This is a genomic window from Bartonella sp. DB5-6, from assembly GCF_000278115.1.
Taxonomy (GTDB): domain Bacteria; phylum Pseudomonadota; class Alphaproteobacteria; order Rhizobiales; family Rhizobiaceae; genus Bartonella; species Bartonella refiksaydamii.
Window position 1 is genome coordinate 64,542 of the sequence record NZ_JH725118.1, and the last position, 18,871, is coordinate 83,412.

At 35.3% G+C, this 18,871-nt stretch carries 13 protein-coding genes and 1 tRNA gene; 8 read left to right on the forward strand and 6 right to left on the reverse strand.

Features of this window, described 5'->3' with window-relative positions; genetic code table 11:
• Window positions 1-530 precede the first annotated feature (530 nt).
• Window positions 531-1,316, forward strand: coding sequence for a DUF1499 domain-containing protein (locus tag MCO_RS05140; RefSeq protein ID WP_007553052.1), 786 nt, complete (start codon window positions 531-533; stop codon window positions 1,314-1,316).
• Window positions 1,317-2,621: 1,305 nt separating this feature from the next.
• Here the strand turns inward: MCO_RS05140 and MCO_RS05150 are convergent.
• The gene (locus MCO_RS05150; protein WP_245256850.1) at window positions 2,622-2,912 is read right to left on the reverse strand and encodes a hypothetical protein; all 291 of its coding nucleotides are present in this window, start codon (window positions 2,910-2,912) and stop codon (window positions 2,622-2,624) included.
• Between the two features lie 275 nt (window positions 2,913-3,187).
• Between MCO_RS05150 and MCO_RS05155 the strand changes: the two genes are divergently transcribed.
• Genes MCO_RS05155 through MCO_RS05165 form a run of 3 tightly spaced genes read left to right on the forward strand, consistent with a single transcriptional unit; the run spans window position 3,188 to window position 6,634 of the window.
• Complete coding sequence (locus MCO_RS05155) at window positions 3,188-4,855, forward strand: peptidase domain-containing ABC transporter (RefSeq protein WP_007553056.1); 1,668 nt, start codon at window positions 3,188-3,190, stop codon at window positions 4,853-4,855.
• The gene (locus MCO_RS05160) at window positions 4,845-6,170 is read left to right on the forward strand and encodes an HlyD family type I secretion periplasmic adaptor subunit (protein WP_007553057.1); all 1,326 of its coding nucleotides are present in this window, start codon (window positions 4,845-4,847) and stop codon (window positions 6,168-6,170) included. The genes MCO_RS05155 and MCO_RS05160 overlap by 11 nt, the downstream gene beginning before the upstream one ends.
• Complete coding sequence (locus tag MCO_RS05165; protein ID WP_007553059.1) at window positions 6,170-6,634, forward strand: toxin-activating lysine-acyltransferase; 465 nt, start codon at window positions 6,170-6,172, stop codon at window positions 6,632-6,634. Before MCO_RS05160 ends, MCO_RS05165 begins: the two co-directional genes overlap by 1 nt.
• 1,183 nt (window positions 6,635-7,817) lie before the next feature.
• Here MCO_RS05165 and MCO_RS05170 read toward each other — a convergent pair.
• Window positions 7,818-7,892, reverse strand: a tRNA-Gln gene (locus MCO_RS05170).
• 996 nt (window positions 7,893-8,888) lie between these two features.
• On the opposite strand from MCO_RS05170, the gene MCO_RS05175 reads away from it, so the two are divergent.
• Entirely contained in the window at window positions 8,889-9,491 is a 603-nt protein-coding gene (locus tag MCO_RS05175; protein ID WP_007553060.1) for a superoxide dismutase, read from the forward strand.
• A gap of 88 nt (window positions 9,492-9,579) precedes the next feature.
• Here the strand turns inward: MCO_RS05175 and MCO_RS05180 are convergent, their stop codons facing one another.
• A complete protein-coding gene (locus tag MCO_RS05180; RefSeq protein ID WP_007553061.1) occupies window positions 9,580-11,673 on the reverse strand; it encodes a S9 family peptidase in 2,094 nt (697 codons plus the stop codon).
• Between the two features lie 859 nt (window positions 11,674-12,532).
• Here MCO_RS05180 and MCO_RS05185 point away from each other — a divergent pair.
• The gene (locus MCO_RS05185) at window positions 12,533-12,970 is read left to right on the forward strand and encodes a MucR family transcriptional regulator (protein WP_006925549.1); all 438 of its coding nucleotides are present in this window, start codon (window positions 12,533-12,535) and stop codon (window positions 12,968-12,970) included.
• A gap of 103 nt (window positions 12,971-13,073) precedes the next feature.
• Here MCO_RS05185 and MCO_RS05190 read toward each other — a convergent pair whose 3' ends face one another.
• Both MCO_RS05190 and MCO_RS05195 read right to left on the reverse strand, forming a co-directional pair.
• On the reverse strand, window positions 13,074-13,484 hold the full coding sequence (locus MCO_RS05190) for a SufE family protein (protein ID WP_007553064.1): 411 nt from the start codon (window positions 13,482-13,484) through the stop codon (window positions 13,074-13,076).
• A gap of 108 nt (window positions 13,485-13,592) precedes the next feature.
• Window positions 13,593-13,970 (reverse strand): DUF5330 domain-containing protein, encoded by a 378-nt coding sequence (locus MCO_RS05195; protein ID WP_007553065.1) that lies wholly within the window; start codon window positions 13,968-13,970, stop codon window positions 13,593-13,595.
• On the opposite strand from MCO_RS05195, the gene MCO_RS10850 reads away from it, so the two are divergent.
• Together MCO_RS10850 and MCO_RS05200 are read left to right on the forward strand one after the other, a co-directional pair.
• Window positions 13,888-14,082 (forward strand): hypothetical protein, encoded by a 195-nt coding sequence (locus MCO_RS10850; RefSeq protein WP_196794029.1) that lies wholly within the window; start codon window positions 13,888-13,890, stop codon window positions 14,080-14,082. The genes MCO_RS05195 and MCO_RS10850 overlap by 83 nt on opposite strands.
• An 846-nt stretch (window positions 14,083-14,928) precedes the next feature.
• Complete coding sequence (locus MCO_RS05200; protein WP_007553067.1) at window positions 14,929-15,765, forward strand: peptidoglycan-binding protein; 837 nt, start codon at window positions 14,929-14,931, stop codon at window positions 15,763-15,765.
• 410 nt (window positions 15,766-16,175) lie between these two features.
• Here MCO_RS05200 and ppdK read toward each other — a convergent pair whose 3' ends face one another.
• Window positions 16,176-18,851: a pyruvate, phosphate dikinase gene (gene ppdK, locus MCO_RS05205; protein WP_007553068.1), complete on the reverse strand. Its 2,676-nt coding sequence runs from the start codon at window positions 18,849-18,851 to the stop codon at window positions 16,176-16,178.
• Window positions 18,852-18,871: the final 20 nt, after the last annotated feature.

The window sequence follows — 18,871 nt, forward strand, 5'->3', positions numbered from 1 at the left end:
TCAGAATTAAAATGGGATCTTTATTCTAACTTTTAAGCAACTTAATTTTTTATTAGAGTCAAAAACCATTCTATAATCCTCACAACCCTCTTCCATTGAAACACAAATCTGCTGTACAAGTAGATGAAAAAGTAAGCATATTGATTATAAATATCAAATAGAATGAAACCTCTGTAGCACAGAATCATATCATATTCGATAGAAAAACCTCTTTTAAACCTAAAGGTGATAAGGATGGCTAAAAATTCTAAGAAAACACACTTAGAGCAACCGTAAAGCTTATCATCTAAACTTATTTCTATGTGATTACAAACCATTCCCATAAAAATTGGAACGATTACATGATAAACTATAGAGGGAGTAGTTGTTCTTTCAGAAAATGAACGAGAACAATTATAGGAGGTTATGGATTCCAGAGCATACTTGACCTAAAAAATAAGTGCTTTACTTTTGTTATGTAACTGGAAACTTTCTATAAGATATGAAATTTGAAGAAAATTCTGTTTCATGGTTGAGGGGGAAAAGGCTTCATGAAGAAGGTATATGTTCGGTTAATTTCAAGGGCAGCGGTATGGTCTCCCCGTTTTGGTGGATTGGCGTTCTTTATTTTGTTATTTTCAATGCTTTTACAGCGCTTTTCCGTGATTGACGTAACCGACTTCATAATTTTAATAGTAATCTCTGCTTGCTGTGTTGTTGTTTCTCTTTTTCTTGCTGTAAAAGCACTTTACAGTTTGTGGTGGTATGGCGCTCTAGGAGGAATGCGAGCTTTAAGAGGGATCATTTATTCGTTGATCACTGCCACACCATTGGTGTTATTCTGGGGATTTTGGTTTGCTTTACCAGCTCTTCATGATGTTTCTACTGATACCCAAAGACCGCCAGCTTTTTTTCGCACGATACGCCCCAATGATGCTTTGCCGCTTAAAAGTGTTTTAACTGAACAAGCAGCATTACAAATATCTGCGTGGCCGGAAATGTCAGGACGTCGTTATGATGGTTCACCTGAGCGTATTCGTAAATCCGTTCTCAATGTTTTAGCAGCCTACGGTTGGCCTGTTGTGGCTCAACGAGAATTTAAAGGTGAAGAAAACGAGATTTATATTGAAACGGTAGCAAAAACTTTTTACCTAGGTTTTATTTCGGACATCATGATACGTTTAACCGATGAAGGGGATACAACTTTTGTTGATATGCGTTCTGCTTCGCGTTATATGCCAAGAGATTTGGGTACCAATGCTGCTTTTATTATCGATTTTATGGATGTCCTTGATACAGAAATCGCTTCACTTCCTCTCACACAAGATGATGGATAAAAATCAAGAGAGATAAGGCACTTTATTTCATAAAAATTGCTTATTTTTCAATAAGTATGTTCCATAAGAAGAGAATTACTTTTCAAAAACTATAAACTGACAATTCTTATACAAAAGACAATAATCTCAAAACAGCTCATTCTTGAAATAACTAAAAAGATTCAAAAATAAGAAATAAAAAACAGAATTCTTGATGATAATGCTTGATATTAAAGATACTATCTCACTGTAATCAGTAAACATTTTTTAAAGATGAATAGTATATAAAAATAATAACTATGCAATTATTATAACAAATATATCTTAATAATAAAAAATAAGTTTTTATTATTACTTAATAAGATATAAAATCAATATTATAATTTACTTCATATATTTAATACACTATTAAATAACTTAAATTTATAAAATATATTCATAAAAAATATTATAAAAATAATTATAAAAATTAAACTTATTATTAGTAATAATATATTTTTTTTGTATGCTTTTGTATTATAATTTTTATATTTATTTCGTAACAATAAATAATATATAATTGTAATTACACTTATTATTGAAAATAACATATTTACAACAAAGCTAATAAAATTCATCCACATTAATAATAACCACTAAAATAGTTAATAAAAAAATATAAATCATTATAAATAATATAATTATCTAAAGTTAATTTCATTTATATAAGATTATATTTGTACGTGAGCAAGATAACTACTCATAAAATATAAAATACATCGGCACTTTATATAATATTAATTTATCAAATAATAAAGTCCCAAATATATTATAAAGTATATAATAATTGTAATTAATCCTAATTTAATAGACTTTTTCCAAGTAGGAAATTGTAATTTAGAAAAAAATATATTTAAAATTAAAAAAATGTTTGTTGCAAGTAACGCATTTTTAATATTAAACATAAGGTCAATCATAACAAACTCCAACTTAAATATATTAAGTTATATAAAAATTAACTAAAGAAAATAATAAAAAGAAAAACACAAAAAATAAACATATTCTTATAATTGAACTTTTTCTAATATCTTTTTTAAGACAATTTTTACGTTTGTAATATAATTCAAATAAAGATATATATATTATTAAAATAGCTATCGACGTAAATAATTCAATTAATTCATTAATAATATGAAAAACACCCATAACGTATAAAATTTCCAAATTAAAATATAGAGTTATTATATAACTAAAAGCTATTTTATCAACATATATAGACACGTTAATAAAAAACATGTCTATAAAATTATTATAAACTCAGAGATATATTTCTAAATACTTTATAAATTAATAATAGCACGCGTTATACTGAGAATTTAAACTCATACCTGCTCCTGCCACATAGCCAAGACCTGCACCGATTCCTGAACCGGTTCCTGCACCTGGAATTATACCCAATCCGCCTGATATAAGACCTCCGACTATACCGCCTACAAATACTCCACCAGTTCTTCCTATATCTCTTCCCACCACTCCGTATGAATTTGCTGTAGTGAGGTAATCTCCAACAGTACACCCAGGTTGTGATCCACTGCTTGAAAAATTCATTGATGAAATATTAGACCAACTATTAGACAAACTAAAAAAACCAAATGAACTCATACAAATTTTCCTTATTTTATTTAAAATAACGTATCGACATGATACGTTTTAAGTGGTTATCACGCGTTTTAGATTAATGTCAAACATAATTTTTAAAATAGTGATAAAATTATTTATAAAATATAAATACATTATGTTTATATTACATTCATACAAAAATGTATTTATTGTTTAGTAATAATACTATTTACAATACTGTTTAAATATGCGACATCAATCGCTCTTTCTCTTAAACAAAATCATAAATTCAAATGAGCAATTCACCCGAAAAGCTAGTATCCTTCTCTTGGTTTACTAAAACTACCAAGAAATATATTCATTATGTCATAGAACTCAGTTGTGTAGCCATTGTTTTGCGCTTACTTGGCTTGGTCAATCCTTTTATTTTTCAGGCAATTATTGACCGTATCTTGCCCTTCCAGCGTGCGGAAAGTCTTTATGCTATCGTTGTCTTGATGGTTGCTATCATGCTGTTTAGCACGGCTCTTAGCACTCTATCAGGTTATTTAGGGGCTTATTTAGCCAATAGGCTAACTCTAGAATTTGCGCGTCGCATTTATACCCACCTTTTAAGCCTCTCCCTGCCTGCGTTACGTCATTGGCAAGTAGGGGAACTGTTTTCGCGTATTGGAGAAGTTGATACAATTCGCGGTTTTTTAACGGGAACTATTACAACAACTGTATTGAATGTTCTGTTCGCAATCATTTATCTTGCTGCACTCTTTTCCATTAGTCCGAAACTTACCTTTATTGTCCTTATCATTTTACCTTTACAAATGGGCTCTTTAGCGTTGGTTGGTCCTTTTTTACGCCGCCAATTACGCCGTGCTTTCACCCTGCAAGCAGCCCATAAATCACGCCTTATTGAAAGTTTTACCAATCTTGAAGCCATCAAAGCGCATGTAAAAGAAGCTGCTCATACGCTACGTATGCAAGAAACTTTAGCTCGTAGTTTGGATCAAAGCCTTACAACCAGTAAATTACATCTTCTCAATGGGGCATTGAGCCATATTTTTGGCGATCTTTTCACCATTTTTATTATCTTTTTTGGTGCTCAAGCAGTACTGCAAAATCAGATTACGCTAGGGCAACTTATTGCTTTTCATCTCCTCGCTGGCAATGTTTCTGGTCCTATCTTAAGCCTTGCGTCTTTATGGGAAGAATGGCAACATTTAAAAATCTCTCGCCTTCGTTTGGGTGATATTCTTAACTCCCCTTCAGAATGGGAAAAGGAAAAACCATCTCTTCAACTCACTACAACGCCCCATCTTGAAACCAGAGATATGTGTTTTTCTTATGGAGAAAAGAAAATTATCAATCATCTTGATGTATCTTTACAACCTGGGCAACCCATTATGTTGCTTGGTCCTTCAGGGTGTGGAAAAACAACCTTGGCTAAGCTCCTTTGTGGTCTCTACCACCCAACAAGCGGAAAGATATTGATTAACGCACAACCTTTACAGAATTTTGATGTCCGTAGCGTGCGTGAAACAATCGCATATTTTCCCCAAAATCCTTGCCTTTTTTCCGGAACCATTCTTGAGAATATGCTTCTTGCCAAACCAGATGCCACTAAAGATGAAATTGACGCTGCACTATATGCTAGCGCTTGCCATGATTTGATTGCTCAGTTGCCTCTAGGACTCAATACCCAGGTAGGAGAGCAAGGTGGCTTTTTATCAGGTGGACAACGCCAACGCCTAGCATTGGCTTGTTTTTTCTTGATAAACCCGCGCCTTCTTATTTTGGATGAACCGACTTCCGCATTAGATGAAGCTGCTAGCACACAGATTGTTGAGTATTTATATAAACTTTCGCAAGAGCGCATGGTTCTCGTCATCACCCATAAACATGACCTTTTTCCTCAGAACGCAACCATATTAAATTTCAATGATTTGGAGGCAAAAAATGGCAGATAAGACACCACGCTTACGTCCCTTATCGCCAACGCTTCATATGGTGGTTGCTGTTTTGGTCACCTTATTTCTCTTTATTGTGATCGGCAGCTTTATCGCAAAAACAGAAATTGTTGCACGGGGGCAAGGATCGGTTATTCCTACCGCTTATGTTCAGCTGGTCCAAGCGCAAAATACAGGACGCATTGAGAAAATCCTTGTAAAAGAAGGGCAATTTGTTCATCAAGGTGATCTCCTTATTCAATTAGATCCCCGTGAAGCCTTAAATGAGCGCGCACGGGTTCAAGCCGATATAGCTCAACAGACTCTTCAAGCGCAAATTGCTGCTGCTATTTTAGCAGCACTGAGCGAAAGCAATCCTTTGGATAAAGATTTTGTAACAAAAGGACTGGCTTATTTGCAAATTCCTCCCTCCAACAACGATACTGCAAGAATAGAAGGGGAAAAACTCATTAGCGCTACCCTTCAATCTCTCCAAGATAAATTAATAGCGCTAAAAGCACAAGCGGACCGCGTCGAGCGCAGCGGTGCAACACAACATGCGCAATTAGATAGGTTGGAAGATGACCGTCAATTAAGCCAAGGAAAATTAAAAGCTGCAAAAAGCCTGATGGAAACAAAAGTCATTAGCCAAGCCGTTTATTTAGAGCGTTTACATGACTTTAAAAATGTCGAGCATGAAATTTTAACCAATCAAAGACGCCTAGAAGAAAATACCGCCGAAATAAACACCCTCCGCCAACAACGGCAAAGCCTCATTTCCGATGAAATCGCCCGCTATCGGCAACTTTCGCGTGAAACAGAACTGAATCTTCAAGGATTAAAAGCAAAACTTGATAGCACTCAATACCGTCTTGACCACTTATCACTTTATGCACCTGTTGATGGACGTATCGATGATTTAAGTATCCATACTTTGGGCGGCTTTGTAGAAGCTGGTAAAACGCTCATGCGTATTGTCCCTGGTACAGGCGGTCTCATTATTGAAGCGTTTTTTGATAATCGAGATATTGGTTTTTTAGAAAAAGGCCAACGTGCTTACATCAAGTTTTCTGCCTTCCCGCCTGAACGTTTCGGTGTTATCCACGGTACAGTCGTTAATGTAGGCGCTACAGCGCGCTATAATAAAGAAATTAATGGTGTCTACGCTGTTTTAATCAAAATTGACCAAGATCACATCACTTTGAATAACAAACAACTTAAATTTATCCCTGGCATGACTGTGACAACGGATGTCATTACCTCAAAACGACGCTTAATTTCCTATTTCTTTGAGCCTATCACCAAAATTTTAGAACAATCTCTAAAGGAAAGATAATGTGTGTAAATGAAAATACATCACCATCACTCATAGCCCCTTTTACAGCTTTGGGAGCTATGGTGATTTTAATGCTTCAATCCCCCTTACACCGCCGCTGGCGGATTTGGGATATCGAATTTAATGTAGGACCAGCCTTACGAACTGGACAATATAAACTCTATAAAAATGAGCATGAAGAATTTTGTGCCTTTATCACTTGGGCTTTTTTAGATAAGAAAAATCATCAATCTATGCTTGAAAAAGGAGAGCTTTTACCCAATGCCGATTGGCATGGTGGAGAATATGTATGGTTCATTGATTGTGTAGCACCATATGGTCATGCTGCTACTCTCGTACGCGATATGCAACGGAATGTATTTCCCAATCAGCAGTATTGTTATGCTGTACGACGTAATGAAGACGGTGGAATACGGAAAATTGCCCGCTGGCGTCTCTATAGAGCACAAAGTCTATCAAAATAGCTTTTGTCAACCAATGATTGAAAATGAATCATTTGAGTCTTTCCTCTCCCATACGCTCTTAAAAATAAGATTTCCGAAAATCAATTATTGGGAGGGATATTTGCTTATGATCAAACTCGTTACACTATCTAAAGACATTACTACGAGTGATATTTTTAGCGTAACAGCTTGGTATGAATGATCATGGACAATCTAGCGGATTGGTTATGCCTTCTAAAACTTGTTAAAGCCTCCTTATCCTTGCGCTTTACTTAATTCGACATTATGCCTTTTAAGACCCAAAAAGCAAATTTTGAAATCATAATGCTCCAAACCTATCAAACGAAGAGAAGACTGTCATAATGCTTCACAAGACAACGAGTTTAAAGCCATTTTTCTGTATGCATACGCTATCTTTTATCTAATCGCTGATTTTAGCCCCTATTTACACCATTGCCAAAGCATTTTATATGTAGAATGGATTTTTATTGTCTCACAATTTAAAGCTGTCAAGAAGTAAAATAAGCCACCTAGATAAATATCATCACAATATAGGAAACCTTTTCAGCCGAAAATATTAAAAATGACATTGGCACGTATTAAGATAAATCTCTCCATCCAAAACGATCAAAAGAATTGATGAAATACCGAGGTCTAAACCATATGCATGGAGCGAAAAACATTAATCAACCAACGATACCAGCACTGAGAATTTTAAAGAACAAAGGTTTAGAAATAATGCGGTGAGGATGGGTAAACCACCCTTAGGGATATTGCACTATAGTAAGATTGAATTGGTGCAACTGTTTCCTTTTATTATGAGAGCCTATTGGAGTGAATAACAAATACAGCAGGAACTAAAAAGCAACACATAGATTGATTAAGAAAAGTGAGTAACAGTTCGTTCATCAATGTAGGAGAAACAATTTGGCGCTCAAAGCGCTTTTTGGCTTACCCAAAGAAAAATACAGCACTGTTCCCAAAAGAGCTGATAGGATGTAAAATTCACAACAAAAACTTGTATCTCATTTACACCTCTAAATTCGCACCTCTAAAATAGAGTGGGTCCTCTGTCAGCTATAAATATAAAGCAATTAGCAATCAAATTAGTAAAAAACTTCAAAAAATCTAGGGATAGGTAGAAAACAAGTTAAAAGAATCAACGGAATTAAAACTCCCGAACTTTTATATCCTATAAAAACATTGGCTGGGGTACCTGGATTCGAACCAGGGAATGCCGGTACCAAAAACCGGTGCCTTACCGCTTGGCTATACCCCAAAAAAATATGCTCACGACCGCTTCTGCACCTTATAGCGATTCCTGTGAATGTGCGCAATATCTGAAAATCAAAGCTTTTACTTTTTTATCATAAAATTTTGAAGTCTTGTTAATACTGCACTGATGCAAAATTTGTAACAAAAACTTGTACTTGTTTATAACGATAACACAAACAATAGTTATTTAACTATTAGTCATTTTACATTTTTCGTATTTTACCATTTTATTCATTCATTTCAGGACAGGATAAAATACAAATTTTGTACTGCATCGTTATTTAATAGATTATCATGGGTTGCATTTTTTTCGATTCACTCAACTCTAAACTCTTTGACATGAAACAGAAAAACAAAAGAGCTTTATGTGTTGATGATTTATTATCTTTTAACTGCTTTCTTGTTTTTTTTCAGTCTAAAATAAATCATCTTCCCCAACACACAGATTGGACCGATAATGCATAACGAAGATAATTAGCCTATCGTGGAAAATCCCATTTTTGATTAATATGTGCAAACTGTCAGTTGTAATTGGAGTTATAAAATGTTTTTAAAGTCTGTGCAAAAATCAGTAGTATCTGCAAAAGATAACCGCTAATGCTCCGTTGCAAACACTGTGATAAAAACTGGGGAATACTCATATAAATAATCCGGAAAAGACCTAGTAAAAATTGAAAGCATTTTGTGAGATAGTTAAAGAAATTTTTAGGTAATAAAAACAAAGACTTACAGCTGTCTAAATTTACCTTTCATTCTTTAAAAAAAGTCATTGCATTTTTTGTTAGTCTACATATGTAAAAATTCTTCAACAGAAGTATTTGTATAACCTAATGATATTTTTTGATTAAGCGCATACATCCCCAAAAACATCTTTATAAAGGGATAATCATAAAAAATTAATTTAACACAAGTAAACATTCAACATTTGCTTTTAGATGCTGTAAATGGCAAATTAAGTTTGTGGAGTGAGCTTAACAATTAGAATCGAGGAGATTTTTAAATGGCTTTTGAATTGGCCCCTTTACCTTATGATTATGATGCCCTTTCACCTTATATGTCACGCGAGACGCTTGAATATCATCATGATAAGCATCACCTCGCTTATCTTACCAATACCAATAATTTCGTGAAAGATTTAGGCTTAGAAAATGAAAGCCTTGAAACTATTGTGAAAAAAAGTTTTGGAAACAATATTGGTTTGTTTAATAACGCAGCACAATACTACAATCATAACCATTTTTGGCTTTGGATGAAAAAAGGCGGTGGCGGTCAAAAACTACCTGAAAAATTAGCAAAAGCTATTGAAGCTGATCTAGGTGGTTATGACAAATTTCGCGCTGATTTTATCGCTGCTGCCGGGACACAATTTGGTTCTGGGTGGGCATGGGTTGCTGTTAAAGATGGCAAGCTTGAAATTATGAAAACGACTAATGGTGAAAACCCTTTAGTTCATGGCGCTCAACCTATTCTGGGCGTCGATGTGTGGGAGCATTCTTATTATATTGATTATCGTAATGCCCGCCCGAAATATCTTGAATCTTTCGTAGATCATTTAATTAATTGGGACTATGTTCTGAAACTTTATGAAGATTGTGGATTTTAAGCTTTTTGTGCAACCTTTTATATTGTATTAAAGGCTCTATAATCTCATAAATTATGGAGCCTTTCAAAAAGAAGAACAGATGTTTAAATCAACAGCAGTTTTTCCCCACTATTTTTAGGATATATGCATAGATATATGCGACTTCTTCTAGCTTTGAAAAACGTCCAGCTGCACCTGCATGACCTGAGTCCATATTAATGCGCAATAAAATCGCATTATCGTCTGTTTTTAGGTCTCGTAATTTTGCTACCCACTTCGCGGGCTCCCAGTAAGTTACACGAGGATCTGTTAACCCTGCGATCACAAGTATAGGGGGATATTCTTGAGCTTTGACGTTATCATAGGGCGAATAAGAAGCGATAAGATTATAATCCTCTTCTGATTCAAGAGGATTTCCCCATTCTGGCCATTCTGGAGGCGTTAATGGCAGTGAAGCATCTAACATGGTAGCTAAAACATCAACAAAAGGCACATTTGCTACAATTCCAGAAAAATCCTGTGGAGCTATATTGGCAATGGCTCCCATCAACATCCCTCCTGCTGAACCACCATGAGCAATGAGTCGGTCATGGGACGTGAATTTATTATTTACAAGGTAGCGCCCACAAGCAATAAAATCTGTAAACGTATTGTATTTAAAAAGGTGTTTCCCTTTCTCATACCATTCGACCCCCTTTTCTTTTCCTCCTCGAATATGGGCAATGGCATAAATAAAACCTCTGTTAACCAAAGAAAGTACATTGCTATTGAAACTGGCTGGAATGGAGATTCCATAGGCGCCATAACCGTAAAGCAGACAAGGTGCACTACCATCAAGAGCAGTAGTTTTGTGATAAAAAAGCGAAATAGGGATTTTCTCGCCATCATCTGCACTTGCTGTAATACGTCGTGTTACATACTCATCTTTATTATGCCCAGAGGGAATTATTTGCGTTTTTAAAAGCGTTCGTTTACGACTTTTCATGTCATAATCAAACACTTGATCAGGAGTTGTCATAGATGAATAGGAAAAACGAATGGTTTGGCTATTATACTCTGTAGCACCTTGTAGACCTAAAGAATAAACATCTTCTGTAAAAGTAATGGAATGAATCTGTTTAGTGGTACGCTCCATTACTTTTATACGAGGAAGCCCCTCAAAACGTTCGAGCCAGATAAGAAAATCTTGATATGCATCATGGGATAGTATCAAACGTCCAAGCTGATGTGGCACAAGTTCAGACCAATTTTCTGATTGTGGAGATGCATACGGGGCTATCATAATCTTGAAATCTTTGGAGTTATCTAGATTGGTCAGAATATAAAAAATATCACCGCCTTCTGTAAGTGAATATTCAATACCTTTTTGTCGCTTCCGTACACATTGGGGAACAGTGAGAGGCGCTTTGGCAGAAATCAACCAAATCTCTGACGTTTCATGATCATGAATATTAATATAAACCACATCATTAAGCTTAGAGCCACTTACGTATAAAAAAAATCCTGGATTATCCTCACGAAAAATAAGCTTATCTTGCGATTGATCGGTGTTTAATCGGTGATAATAAAGTTCAGAAGGCCGGTGGTTTTCATCCATCTTCGTATAGAAAAAACCTTCAGAATTAGCATCCCACACAATCTGTCCGGATGTATCAGTAATAGTGTCTACACAGTCAGATAATGTTTCCAAATTACGAATTTTAGCTTTGTAGAATTCTGATCCTTTGTCATCGTAAGTCCATACAACATGTGTATGATCAGGAGATTCTTGAACTGAACCAAAATTGAAATATTCTTTGCCTTCAGCCAAATCATCACCATTAAGGTAAATATTTTTTTCTCCGCCATTCCTTGGTGTACGAAAATAATGTGGTTGTTGACCTCCGATAACATAAGAGACCCCATAAGCAAAAGGGCCGTGTTTTATAGGAACGGAACTATCATTCTCTTGGATGCGGCTTTTCATTTCGGAAAAAAGCAAATCTTGTAATGGCTTTGTATCAGCCATTTGATCAACCTGATAAGCATTTTCCTTTTCAAGATGATGTCGAATATTTTCGTCAAGACAACTAGGATTCTTAAAAACCTCTTGCCAATTAGATGCACGTAGCCAATGATAAGGATCATCACGACAAATACCGTGATACATTTCTTTATGAATGATTTTGGATGCTTTAGGCGGAATTACAGAAGAGCGAGTCATATACGATCCTATAAAAAGATGTTAACAGTTTCGTTTATATGTTAGAATCATATTGGTTATGCAAGTGCGTAAATCTATAGATCCCGTGCCTTTGCAAAAATATAGCTGTGATAGTTTCTATAATGACACTATGTACTTCTGTTTATCACATATCACGTGTATCATCTTTTATAAGCATAATGCCATTTTTATAGAAGTGACAAACTGAGAAAATAAGGCTATTTGGTAACGAAATTAGATTTTTCTTTAAACAATAGAACTGAATTTTGGATATACAAAATAAAATTTATTTTAGAAATGTATTGGGAATATTGGTATTACTGACTAGAAGGAAAAAGCTTATCCTATCATATTGGATAGGCGATTTTTAAATTTATTTACTGTATTTTTTGAATTAAAAAAATATTTTAAGCTATTTTTTATATTAAATAAAGCTCTATTATGAAACAAATTTGAAATTTAGAAAGATGAACATTAATTTATAAATATATAAAATAAAAATATTAAATTATATATTATCGTCTTATATTTAATGTTTTTAGTTCTATGCTCGCTAAAAAAATAAATAACTTTATGCTATATTATTTTTTATATGTATGATATATTTTATTCCATGCACGATATTTTATAGAACAAAAATATATTCTAAGAGGTAAGAAGCTGTTTCTTCTTAGTATATATTATGACAAAAAAGGGGTATTTATTTGATTTTTTTGTGTTTTGGCAATTTTATAGAATAATTGAATTGACAAAAAAGATTTTTGTACAATATGAAACCTATGTGCATGAGATCTCTGTATCATGAGTATGTGTGCCGTATCTCGATTTTAAATTACTCGTTAAATTAAAGGAAACAAGAATGGAACATCGTCCAGTCTTAGAGACTGAAAGCAATTTAGTTATTACATTGGTTGCTGATATTGTTGCTGCCTACGTGAGTAATAATTCTATCCGACCGACTGAAGTGCCAAGTTTGATTGCTGATGTCCATGCCGCTTTTCGTAAAGCGGGGAATGTAGAATTAACAGAAGTTGAGGTTGAGAAGCAAAGGCCAGCCGTTAACCCAAAACGCTCAATTTTTCCGGATTATCTTATCTGCCTTGAAGATGGGAAGAAATTTAAATCTTTAAAGCGTCATCTTATGACTCATTATGGAATGCTACCGGAAGAATATCGTGAAAAGTGGCAATTGGACAGTTCTTATCCTATGGTGGCACCTAATTATGCAAAAGCGCGCTCAGCTTTGGCAAAGGAAATGGGACTTGGGCGCAAAAGCAAACGAAAAAAAAACAAGTAAACACATTTTTTGAACAAAAGAGCGTCTTTGGTATATAAAAATGCTTTTTAGCGGATATGTTTTTGTAGAAGTTTTGCGTAGCTTTTTCTACGCTGATTTAATTTTATACATAACTCTCGCTACGAATCCGTTCAATCATTGATTTAAGACCATTTGATCGTTGTGGCGTGAGATTTTCGTTTAAACCAAGTGTTTTAAAGAGTCCTTCAGCATCCGCATTGCGAATTTCAGAAGCTTTTTTGCCTGAATAGAAGGCAAAAAGAATGTAGATAAGCCCACGCACTATATGGGCATCAGAATCACCTTGAAACGTTAATGTTGGATTTTCTGCATTATTACGTGAAGATAAAAGCCATACTTGGCTAACACATCCAGGCACTTTGTGAGCATCATTTCGCGCACTTTCAGGAAAAGGCGGTAATTCGTGCCCAAGTTCAATCACATAACGATAACGATCTTCCCAATTATCCAAAACAGAGAAGTTTTCTATAATATCATTGATTGTTTCTGCCATAATCTCAGTCCTGTCTTGTTTTTATGATTATGCTGAATGTAATTGGTTGACGGATAAGCACTTATTCTTCTTAATATAATACCAATGGCAAACATTAAAAATTTTGTTTTAAGGTGATGTTGAATGTTCCTGTTTTTGTATAGAATCCTGTAGCTCGACATTGGGAGCAATATTTGGAGAGACTGTCCTATTCTTGTCATCTAATATACGTCCAAAATATTCGTAAGCTGCTTTTGCACCATAACGTGCGCGTTCGCCAAGTGAACTTAAAAAGGTTTTTCCAACTTTGCAGGCTTCTGTATTACGGTCACAGAATGCTCCTAAATCATTTAAAGCTTCCTTAAAAGCCATAATCACATCGCTCGTTGTTGTTTCACTATTTCTTTGGGTAGAGGAATGATGATTGTTAGGCTTTGCTACAAAAAATGAAATGATGACAAAAAGAAAAAACAAAAAAAATAATAATTTAATCAAAAAACGTATCATGGGCAGCCAATGTACCGCAGTTATGAATGAAACAAAAATAGCAACCTATACTCTTCTTCTTTATAAAAAATTTATAAAATTGAGCATTTGTTTATCAGATTTATATCGTTAATTACGTCACAATCATAGATGATGCAGCTGTACAAAAACGAGATGCATTATCTTTTTGTTAAAAAATTAACATCAAAATTAATTATACAATAAAAAACAAGAGCATTGCAAATATGTGAGCTTACACTTTCACTACGTATAACGAGAATGAATGTAAATGAGATAGAAAGAATTATGCGTAATAACCACAGTAGTGCATGAAAGTTACTATACTGTACAACGCACATTGTAATTTTCTGTTTCCTAAAAAAAACACATATATAAAAATTATATGGATTAAGCAGATAGCCTATTCTCTTGCAGAGATTTTAAAAATGACTTTCGTTGTTATTTATAAAATTTATTGAATATTAGTAGAATGAATTTATACGAGAACATATATGATATTGAGAGGCAAGTGTGCTTATCATATCATTTTATGAGGATGTGATCCTATGCAGATGTACAATATTTGAAAAAAATACACGTTGCTTTAATTCTACAGCGTGATAAGCAAATGTGTTTCAGTTTTATTTCAAATGCTACGCAATATATACGCAAAAAATAAGGAAATAACATAGCACTTTCAGTTTAGATGATGATATGTGATTAATGTGAATTACAAGCGTAAAAATGGTGTCGCATAGGTAGAAGCTTAAAAAAATGCTGTAGAATATAAAACTGAGAAAATTGGATGAAGGCTATTGTTGATTTATCTGCTCATACATTTGTGTAAAAAGATCGTTGATTTTAACAGTTGGAAAGGAGAGAGCAACAATGTAGATGCTCCTCCCTCTTGTTATCGGAAATGAGAATAATTTATTTTCGTTTCTGTGTAAGAAGTAACTGTAATTGGAAATAAAAAATAATGACAAAAAAACAGAAAACACGCAGAATAAAACATCGTAAACGCTATAGTAGTATTGTTATAACAATTCTTCTCATAAGTAGTCGTTTTCTCTTTTGGATTGCAAAAACATTTTATTTCCATACACGTAAAAATGCTTTTTTTTTCATTGGAGCTTTTCTTTTTACTATTAGTTTTGGATTTGTTTCATTTAATGCTTTGTTTTCGCAAATGACAATGCAACAGGATGTTTTTACTAAAATGAAGTTCACCTTCGCTCCGAATATAGAGCAAAATTCTACTTTGTCCAAAAAAGAAGCAAAATTTCATACAGTTTCTCGTGTTGCTTCTGTACCTTTCTCAAACCCTCTACACAAAAATTTATCTTCACAGCCTCTGTCAGAAGACACACTAGAAATACAAAAGAAGCTAGCAAAACTAGGACTTTATGATGGTCCTTTAGATGGGATAGAGGGACCTAAAATGCGTCGAGCCATAGCACTATGGAAACAGCAAGCTACTCGAGAGAGGCAAAACGATGTTTCACCCAACTCCACAATAGATGAAATTGCAGTATTAATTAAGCAAAACGAGATAGAAATAGCAAATGAATCGACAAAAACAAGCGCTATGCCGCGATCGAAAGAAATTGTTTTAGAACCTCCTGTTACAGATATTATACAAGTACAAAAAGCTTTACGTATTTTTGGTAACAGGGAAGTTATTATCACAGGTGTAGAAGATCAAAAAACAGGTGAAGCCTTAAAACAGTTTCAAAAAATGTTTGATCTTCCCATAACAGGTAAAATTGATCACATAATTTTGATGAAAATGCGCGAAGTTGGTTTGTTGAATTGAAGAAAAGCATCTATCTTACAAAGCAGACACTGAAAACATAGCGACAATATACTCTTTTACCTTATGCTTTTTTTCCTAAATACATCAAAGGAAAGCTTTTCTCTCTCCCACGCATAAAACTAAAATGTATCTTGGAAATTTTCCTTTTAGTGAAAAAAATAAGGAATACATATAATTTATTCTATGCAATTAAGACAACATATTGATTTATAATAATTAACCGTTTTTATAACTTGATTGAAAGTTCCAAGTACAGCAAGATTACCTCATTTCAAACTCTTTTATGAAAGAACTTCGCTTGCATGTTACAAGAGAGAGTAGCTTGTAGATAAAAAATTTTTAAGAAAGGAATAAATATGCTTTTTATGAATTGTCTAAACGCAAGACTTGCCGCCACACAATAAAAAAACTCAAAATCTTTGTGTCTTTTTTGCAATAGCTGACTGTGCTGCTGCTAAACGCGCAATTGGAACTCGAAAAGGAGAACATGAAACATAATCTAGATCATTTTCTTCACATAAAGCAATAGAAGCAGGATCACCTCCGTGTTCACCACAAATTCCCAGTTTAATATTTCCACGTTGTGAACGACCACGCTGTGCAGCAATAGAAATAAGTTCCCCTACTCCATTGCGGTCAATGGATACGAAAGGATCTTGTTCTAAAAGTCCTTTTTGAAAATACGTTGCCAAAAAAGGAGCAGCATCATCACGTGAAATTCCAAAAGTGGTTTGCGTTAGATCATTGGTTCCAAATGAAAAAAATTCAGCAGTTTTGGCAATTTCATCTGCCCGAAGAGCTGCTCTTGGAAGCTCAATCATCGTCCCAACCATGTATTGAATGTCGCTTCCTTCTTTCTTTATAACTTCATCAGCTATCTGATCGATACGAGCTTTTACAAAATCAAGTTCAGATTTTAGTGCAACAAGCGGCACCATAATTTCGAGCATAACAGGAGACCCAGATTTTTGAGCAGCATCTGCTGCTGCTTCAAAAATGGCCCGTGCCTGCATTTCGGCAATTTCTGGATAAATAATGGCCAAACGGCATCCGCGTAATCCAAGCATAGGGTTGAATTCGTGCAACTGCTGCGCGCGTTCAGCAAGCACTTCAGTAGGAACTCCCATAGCCGTTGCAACATCAAGAATTTCCGTATCCGTTTTTGGCAAAAATTCATGGAGGGGTGGATCTAGCAAGCGGATAGTAACAGGCAAACCACGCATAATTTCAAACAATTCAGCAAAATCTGAACGCTGCATTGGCAAAAGTTTATCCAGTGCTTTACGACGACCACGTTCATCATTACTTAAAATCATTTCACGCATGGCAACAATACGTTCACCAGAGAAAAACATATGTTCTGTACGGCAGAGTCCAATCCCCTCAGCCCCAAAAGAACGTCCCATACGTGCATCAGTTGGTGTTTCAGCATTGGCACGAACTTTTATTCGCCTCATCCCATCAGCCCACTCCATCAATTTTGCAAAATCTCCACAAAGCTCAGGTTGTAACATTGCAACCTTCCCTTTGAAAATTTCTCCACTTCCACCATCAATCGTAATGACATCACCCTTTTTAAAGCTCTGCGCTGAAACAATCATTGTATTTGTGTTATAATCAATCCGCACACTACCTGCACCAGAAATACATGGTTTCCCCATACCGCGCGCCACAACAGCAGCATGACTTGTCATGCCACCACGCGTTGTTAAAATCCCTTCTGCCGCATGCATACCATGGATATCTTCTGGACTTGTTTCTACGCGTACTAAAATAACTTTGCGACCTTCTGCCGATGCACTTTCTGCTTCTTCCGAAGTAAAAACAATTTCACCAGTTGCCGCCCCTGGAGAAGCAGGTAAACCACGTGCAACAACAAAACGTGCTGCTTTGGGATCAAGTGTCGGATGTAAAAGTTGGTCAAGCGATTTTGCATCAATACGCATCACCGCCTCTTCACGGCTTATCAACCCCTCCTCAACCATTTCGATTGCCATTTTTAAAGCTGCACGAACCGTTCGTTTTCCTGAACGAGTCTGTAACATCCACAATCTACCTTTTTCAATCGTAAATTCAAGGTCTTGCATATCCCGATAATGCTGTTCAAGCTTCTGCGCAATCTGACACAGCTCCAAAAAAGCTTCTGGTATAATCTCTTCTAAAGATGGTTTATTTGAACCCGCAATAATACGTGCATTTTTCGTAATATTTTGGGGGGTTCGAATACCTGCCACAACATCTTCACCCTGCGCATCCATTAAAAACTCACCGTAAAGTTCTTTTTGCCCTGTCGATGGATTCCGCGTAAAAGCAACACCTGTTGCTGAATCTTCACCCATATTGCCAAAAACCATAGCTTGTACATTAACCGCCGTTCCCCAACTTTCAGGAATATTATGTAAACGCCGATAAGTGACCGCACGAGCTGTCATCCAGCTGGAAAAAACTGCTCCAATCGCTCCCCATAGCTGTTGTTCAGGGTCTTGTGGAAAAGGCTTCCTTAATTTTTCTTCAACATATGCTTTATAAGAAATAATAACATCTTTCCAGCTATCCGCTGTCATTTCTGTATCGTCAGCATAACCATAGCGTGCTTTTGCCTCATCAAGAATCTCTTCAAAATACGAATGATCCAATCCCAAAACAACATTAGAATACATTTGGATAAAACGGCGATAGCTGTCATAAGCAAAACGTTCATTATTGGCTTGCAAAGCTATTGCTTTTACAGTCTCATCATTCATACCAAGGTTAAGTACTGTATCCATCATCCCTGGCATAGAAGCCCTAGCCCCTGAGCGAACAGAGAGTAAAAGTGGACTTTTTTCATTACCAAATTCACGTCCCGTTTGTTCACCAATGCGCTTAAGTGCTTGCTTAATAACTTCCCGTAATTCTTCTGGATATGATTTATCATTTGCATAATAAAAATTACAAACTTCCGTTGTAAGAGTAAATCCGGGAGGTACAGGCAAACCAAGATTACTCATTTCTGCCAAATTTGCCCCTTTGCCACCAAGAAGACTGCGCTTACTAGCATTTCCTTCCGCACTGCCATCGCCAAAACTATAAACCCATTTTACCATTGCACAAGTCCTCTCATATC